Consider the following 6,934-nt stretch of genomic DNA (forward strand, 5'->3'; position numbering starts at 1 on the left):
TAAAAAGCTTGTTTTAAGACAGACCCTAAATTAACGTTATAATAATCAACCTAGGAGGTCTAAAATGCATTTAACGCCAAAATCACACGACTCTAAGACTTGGTCAATCAGCTGGCGCTTTGGCGTAATTGGACTTTGCTTGTACCGATTTGGCCGCCACAAGCCCAATTGGCCTTCTAAAAAGTATGTTTCCAAATTGTTTGGAAGGTGGTTTCTGTTAGTGTTTGGCATGATCTTTGCGATTCCAGCCCTGACCGACCTCTATTTCACCCGAAGTATCGACATATTCGTCTGGTTTGGGCTGACACTGGTAGTGTTGGCGATAGTGAGCGTTGCCTATGGAAAATGGGCGGCGGCGTATTTTGACAAAATGGGAAGGTGAGCGTCATTCATAAAAAGAGGCATTTATTAATTATTTTTGGGATGGCAGCGGTGGTGTTGCTGCTGACGCTGGGATATACGGTGGTTGGCAACGCCGAGGCCTCCCCTGAAGTGACTGAAAGCAAAACGCTTCCCAAATCACTCATCGGCCACTGGTACTTTTACGACCGGGCCCGTGATAAATTTAGCCAGCTTGCCGTTACAAAGCATTCGGTCAAGATTGGCAAGCAACGGGTTGCTGGTAAAAACCTGACTGTCGATAAGATTCACATGGCTAATCATTACCAATATTCCTTTACCGATAAGCGCCATCAGAACGCTTGCTTTGCGGTTTACCATCCGGCTAAAGCAAAGGTCGCGGGCAAAAATCATCGGGCTATTTTGATGAACGGTCGTTACGTTTACTTACCCTTTAAAACAACCGCAACTGCCGTGGCGTCCAAGGCGGACCGTTATTAATGGTTGGCTGCATCAGGGAACGTACGCATTAGGGATGCCGAGAAAGCATCCTATAATTGGAACTTTCTAATTGAAACGGGTCCTTCATCGTCCTATCATGGAAATTGACGATGGTAATCGTTGAGGGAGGAATAGTGAATTGCAAAGACATATCTATGATTGTCAACAAGGTTGCCCAGTTGAAAGCACATTACAGATTATTTCGGGTAAGTGGAAGAGTGTCATTATTTACCATCTACTCGATGGCACGAAGCGATTTAACGATCTCGAAAAGCTCATGAGTGACTGCTCCAGAAGAATGCTGTCACTTCAACTCAAGGAGTTGTTAGCCGACGGGGTCATTTCCAAGGAAGTTTTTCCATCCGTTCCTGTAAAGACGACGTATTCGTTAACTGAATTTGGCAGAACCCTCGAGCCGGTCATCTCATCGATGGAACAGTGGGGGATCATGTACAATCAGCTTCATCGAAGCCAAGCATCGGTTTCGGAAGTGCAAAAGTAGCGATTTACTCGCTAACGAACTAAAAATAAAATGACCAATCATACTGCGATTTCCCGTTGAACTTTGACGGGGAATTTTTTTGACCATATGGATTTAAAAATAAAAGATGTTGGCGGGCCTCAACAACTTGGTTTGTGGCTATAATGTGATTAAACCAAAACTGTTTTAGAAGGAGCCATTATCTTGATTAAATATAAATACGACGTTCAGTGCCTGATTGACGGTCATGATCTGGACGAAAACGCGATTGACGCCCACATTAAGGCGAATTTTGAAGGGGACAGTCTGATTGCAGTTGGCGATGACAGCTTGATTAAAATTCACTTTCACACCAACAAGCCCTGGGAAATCTTGGAATACTGTGCCTCATTAGGTGAAATCTTCGACATTGTCGTTGAAGATATGGATCGGCAGGCTCGGGGGTTGAAGGGATAAACAAACGCAAGTTGAACGGCCTTTGATATGGCAATTCGGCTTGTGTGCCGATTTGGCACCGTTACAGTCACGCATTCAGCGGCAGTCAGCAATCATTAGTTTGATTGTTGGCTGCTTTTGGTTTGTCAAAATCGCAAACCTGGTTTCTGATTTGGTGTGCTTTCCCTTTCCGCCAAAATGGGTTGACATTGGCGGGATTTTCGTTCGTTGCCGGTGGTTAGGTGAAATGATGTGCTATATTGGGATTGCCCAGGGCCTTGCGGTTTGCGGTGTTGATTATGGGGATGATTGATTTCCATAAAGATTAAGATGAACATGATACAATTATCATAACTTCAATTTGATTAAGACAATGAGCGCTTTAAAATAAGGAGGAATCCCGTGTTAGCGATTAATAACGTCACAAAGCAGTTTGGAACGGTTAAGGCACTTAATGGTGTGACCTTTGACGTTCCGGACGGCCAAATTACAGGGTTGATCGGCCAAAATGGGGCTGGAAAATCCACGACCTTTCACAGCATCCTGAATTTCTTGAACTATGAGGGCGAAATTACTTGGGATGGGCAGCCAATCACTGAAAATGACTTTGATAACATCGGCTATTTGCCGGAAGAACGGAGCCTGATGGCTAAACTCACCGTTGAGCAGCAGATCGTATATTTAGCCCGTTTGAAAAATAAACCCGCCAAAATCATTCGACCCCAGATTGACGAGTGGATGACCAAGTTTGCGGTAAAGGGGCAAAAGACCGATAAGATTAAGAGCTTATCCAAAGGAAACCAGCAGAAGGTTCAGCTGATTTGCACCCTAATTCACCAGCCCAAGTTAATCATTTTGGACGAACCGTTCAGTGGCCTTGATCCGGTGAATGCGGATTTGTTGAAGCGAGCGATTCTTGAGGCCCGCAGACAGGGCGCCGCAATTATCTTTTCCAGTCATGATATGGCGAACGTTGAGAGCATTTGCGATCGACTGGTGATGCTGAAAACGGGTAATGTGGTCCTAAATGGTGCCCTTGGGGAAGTTCGGGAATCCTTTGGCAGGTCGGAATTATACGTGACGACGGATTGGCAGGAAGGCCAACTCGCTGAATTATCCCACGTTACCAACGTCACGCATTTGCGGGATCATCGGTACTTGCTTCATTTGGATGATCCGGCAGCCGGTCGGGATATTTTTGACCGATTAACTGGCGGCCACTATATCGAAGAATTTAGTCAGCAGCCCCCAACTCTGGATGAAATCTTTCGGTTAAAGGCGGTGACAAATCATGAATAAGACGTGGATTGTCGCCCTGGAGACCTACTTGCGTCAGGTTAAATCATGGAGCTTCGTGATGCTGGTGGTTTCGCCATTTCTACTTCTGGCCGTGTCATTGGGAGTGGGATACTTTAGCGGTAGCTCAAATACCAATTCCCAGCGGATTGCCGTGATTTCGGATCAGCCGCAATTACGGGCTGCGTTTATCAAGGACAATCAAGCCGATGTTAGTCGTGATGTCACAACGGTTGCCGCTGCTAAAAAGCGGGTAGCCAACGATAAGCTGGCCGGTTATTTGAAATTATCGGCCGATTCAAGGCGGGTAACCGGGCGATATTACTCACAAAATTCCATTTCCAGTTCAATGGAAACCAGCGTGAAGGGATTTCTCAACAAGACCCAGCAGACCCTCAATCTGCAGAATGCCAAGCTTAAGACCACTCAGTTAAAGGCCTTGAGTCAGCAGCCCGTATTTAAGCAGCACATTCACAAGACTTCGGGAAGTAGTGATATTGCAAAGATTGCCTCATTTTGGATTCTGGTATTTGTGATTTATATGGTGCTGTTAACCTACTCGTCAATCACCGCCCAGGAAATTGCTTCGGAGAAGGGGACCAAAATTATGGAGATCATTTTCTCCAGTACCAAAGCGTCGAAGTACTTTATTGGCAAAATTACCGGCGTCATGATGGTGATTTTGACGCAAATCCTGATTTACTTGGTCGGCGGGGCCGCCTTTTATTTGGGCCTTAATCAAATTGACACCTTCAGGAAGCTTTTTGATCAGTATCGTTACCTGATTCAGCCGGTTATTGGCAATTTATTGAACGTTAATCTGCTGTATCTGTTCCTTGGGGTGATCATTTACACGATTGTGTCTGCGTTTAGCGGGGCGTTGGTTGCTAAGGCAGAAGATGCACCAAAGGCGGCTCAACCAGCGATTTATTTGGGGATGACGGCGTTCTTCTTAACCTTCCCGTTCCAAAGTAATCCGACCGGGCTAATCGTCAAAGTGTTATCGTACATCCCGTTCTTCTCGTCGTACTTCATGCCGCTGCGGGTGATCTATCATCAAGCCAGTCCACTGGAAATCAGCTTGTCCCTATTAATTCTGATTTTAACGATTGGGTTGCTGGCTTGGTACATCAGCCGAATTTACGAGGGCCTGATTTTACAGACCGACGACAGCAGTTTTTGGAAACGCTTAAAGCGAGGCCTGACGTATCAAAACTAGAAAACATTAAATTTTGATTTTTCTGGAAATTCTCCTAAAATCTCACGGCGATAACTGGTATGATGAGTATAAATAGATCCGCGGATTCTGAGCGGCTATAACTGATCTCAAAAAATGATAGATTGCGAGGGATTTTTATGAAAATTTCAGTTCAAGGCAATTTGGAAACAAAACCGCTGGTCGGCAGCTATGCCGAAGTTGAGAAGAAGATCATCGCAGAGTTGGATAAGGCGCAGGTAAAGGACGGCAAGAAGCCGCTCTCGAAGATTTCGGAAGAAGTCGTGATTGAACCGTACCGAGATGGCGCGTATCCATACCACGCAATGTTGTCGGAGGCGGCCAAGATGTACGATCTATCACCAGAGATTCAAAAGGATGCGACGGTGTCGGAAGAGTAAAGAGTGCGACGAGACCCGGGTGGCACGGTATCTTAAGCAGGGAAACTGGAAATCCTGGTTTTGGATTTTTGGTTTTCCTGCTTAAGATGTTAGTGCCAGGGTCGTCGGAGCACGTTTCCACTATGTAGCAGGAGAGCCACCGGAAATCCCGGGTTTGGATTTTTAGCTTTTTATCCTTAGATGTTAGCGGCAGGCCCGTCGCCCCTAAAGGGACTCGCCAGCGCTTTCAGCGCGGGCTTCGGAGCACGTTTCCACTATGTAGCAGGCGACCTACCGAAAACCCTGGTCTTGGGTTTTTGTCATTTCACCTTTAGATGTACTGCCGGCACCGTCGCCCTAAAGGGACTCACCACCGCTTTCAGCGCGGACTACTTTGAAGCATAGCCTGAAAGTAACGTTTTCCACGCCCACTCTCATAAAATTAAAATCAAATGAAAGGGATAATCTCCGTGTCAATAGGGATTATCCCTTAATTATCTTATACTATCATCAAATAAATTTAATTAATTGCCATTTTCTTATTTACATTTAATATATTCTCTGCTAAGATGAAACCATCTTATGAAAAGAGGAACCCGAATGATGAAACAAGCCAATTTAACTGAAAACTTAAACAGCTCGATTATCCGCATTATTATTAATACTGCGGGCTAATTAGAGTGCCCGCAAGCAGATTGCGGGCAGGATTGGCATGAGAAACACCAAGGACTGCTACCACAGTTCTTGGTGTTTTTTTATATCTTAAGTGTAACCCGGGTTCACCTTAGGAGGTGATTCATGAAAACGGAATGAAAATAGTGTCCATAGCTTCAGAAAGTGATCGTTAATTCATAACCAATTAAATTTATAGGAGAGTGATTTTTTTATGGAAGATACGCCTACGACAGCAGTTGATTCCCAAGCTGAATCAACTGAAGATTTACAAAGAGATCCGGTGCGAACAGTCATCCTGGCCTCGATGATTGGAACCGCCATTGAATTTTTTGATTTTTACGCATATGGTACCGCGGCAGCTACATACTTTCCAACGGTATTTTTCCCGAAAGTGACCCCAGCTATTGCCCTTATTTTAAGTCTATTGACATTCGGGGTTGCCTTTGTGGCCCGACCACTGGGTTCCTTAATATTTGGCCACTTCGGTGATAAACTCGGAAGAAAGAAAACATTGGTTGTTTCATTACTGACAATGGGAACCGCGACGGTTGTCATTGGCGTTTTGCCAAGTTACGCAACTTTAGGACTTCTTGCCGTGCTTCTGCTTTGCCTCGCCCGATTTATTCAAGGGATTGGTCTTGGCGGTGAATGGTCTGGTGCCGTTCTGGTTGCGACTGAAAACGCCCCCGCTAATAAACGGGCACTCTATGGCGCCTTTCCTGAACTTGGTGCGCCAATTGGTTTCTTCTTAAGTAACGGTTTGTACTTTGTCCTTGAATCAACCCTGAAGCCTGCTCAAATGCAAGCATTCGGCTGGCGGATCCCGTTCCTGGCTTCAGCTGTATTGGTTGTTATTGGCTTGGTTGTTCGGGAAAAGATGCAGGAAACGCCACTATTCCGTTTGGCAATGGATCAGTCAAAGGTTCAAAAGTCACCATTGGCTGAAGTATTCAAACATAATTGGGCATCAATCCTCAAAGGAACCTTCATCATGGGGGTTGCCTATACCTTCTTCTACCTATTAACAACGTGGTCACTGAGTTACGTGACCGTTGCAATGAACCTGCCAACCAAAGAATGGCTGTTAATGCTCATGCTTGGGGTTGTCTTGTTCGGTGCCATGATTGTCGTTGCATCCTTGTTTGCTGACCGGCTTGGCCGGAAGGGCGTTCTGGTTACCGGGACGGTCATGATCATTGCATTTGCCCTCGCATTTCCATTCTTCCTTCAAGGAAAGGGAAACGTCGGCGGCGGCATCTTCTTCATTTTCGTCGGCTTCTTCATCTATGGGATTATCTATGGCCCAGTCGGTGCTTTATTGCCAGAATTGTTCCCAACCGCAACCCGTTACTCTGGTTCCGGAATTGCTTACAATTTAGCAGCCATCATCGGGGCAGCCTTTGCGCCAACCATCGCGTCATTCTTGGTTGATCGTTATGGGATTCACTCCGTTGGCTTCTACTTGGCATTAATGGCAGCTATTTCACTGGTAGCGCTGTTGACGACAAAGGAAACCAAGTCGATTGATTATACTAAATAATTTTGAATGAGTACAAAAAAACCAACTCGCTGCTGAGTTGGCCAGACTGAAGACAAAGTCCTCCAAATACG

Annotated in this window: 9 protein-coding genes; all 9 read left to right on the plus strand. The window is 45.5% G+C overall.

Annotated elements, in window-relative coordinates:
- Positions 1-64 precede the first annotated feature (64 nt).
- The 9 genes from FD47_RS12995 (at position 65) to FD47_RS13035 (ending at position 6,863) form a co-directional block, all read left to right on the plus strand.
- Entirely contained in the window at positions 65-382 is a 318-nt protein-coding gene (locus FD47_RS12995; protein ID WP_054736345.1) for a hypothetical protein, read from the plus strand.
- Positions 379-840 carry a hypothetical protein gene (locus tag FD47_RS13000; protein ID WP_054736347.1) on the plus strand — a complete coding sequence of 154 codons (462 nt, stop codon included), beginning with the start codon at positions 379-381 and terminating at the stop codon, positions 838-840. Before FD47_RS12995 ends, FD47_RS13000 begins: the two co-directional genes overlap by 4 nt.
- Before the next feature lie 139 nt (positions 841-979).
- Positions 980-1,342 (plus strand): winged helix-turn-helix transcriptional regulator, encoded by a 363-nt coding sequence (locus FD47_RS13005; protein ID WP_056980778.1) that lies wholly within the window; start codon positions 980-982, stop codon positions 1,340-1,342.
- 183 nt (positions 1,343-1,525) lie between these two features.
- Positions 1,526-1,777 carry a hypothetical protein gene (locus FD47_RS13010; RefSeq protein ID WP_008213788.1) on the plus strand — a complete coding sequence of 84 codons (252 nt, stop codon included), beginning with the start codon at positions 1,526-1,528 and terminating at the stop codon, positions 1,775-1,777.
- 22 nt (positions 1,778-1,799) lie between these two features.
- Complete coding sequence (locus FD47_RS13015; protein ID WP_056980779.1) at positions 1,800-2,069, plus strand: hypothetical protein; 270 nt, start codon at positions 1,800-1,802, stop codon at positions 2,067-2,069.
- 89 nt (positions 2,070-2,158) lie between these two features.
- Positions 2,159-3,055 carry an ABC transporter ATP-binding protein gene (locus tag FD47_RS13020; protein WP_056980780.1) on the plus strand — a complete coding sequence of 299 codons (897 nt, stop codon included), beginning with the start codon at positions 2,159-2,161 and terminating at the stop codon, positions 3,053-3,055.
- Positions 3,048-4,271, plus strand: coding sequence for an ABC transporter permease (locus tag FD47_RS13025; protein ID WP_054736353.1), 1,224 nt, complete (start codon positions 3,048-3,050; stop codon positions 4,269-4,271). The genes FD47_RS13020 and FD47_RS13025 overlap by 8 nt, the downstream gene beginning before the upstream one ends.
- 137 nt (positions 4,272-4,408) lie before the next feature.
- Complete coding sequence (locus FD47_RS13030) at positions 4,409-4,669, plus strand: hypothetical protein (RefSeq protein ID WP_008213783.1); 261 nt, start codon at positions 4,409-4,411, stop codon at positions 4,667-4,669.
- 865 nt (positions 4,670-5,534) lie between these two features.
- Positions 5,535-6,863, plus strand: a complete 1,329-nt coding sequence (locus FD47_RS13035) for an MFS transporter (RefSeq protein ID WP_054736355.1) — start codon at positions 5,535-5,537, stop codon at positions 6,861-6,863.
- Positions 6,864-6,934: the final 71 nt, after the last annotated feature.

It is taken from the genome of Lentilactobacillus parafarraginis DSM 18390 = JCM 14109 (assembly GCF_001435895.1).
GTDB classification, from domain to species: domain Bacteria; phylum Bacillota; class Bacilli; order Lactobacillales; family Lactobacillaceae; genus Lentilactobacillus; species Lentilactobacillus parafarraginis.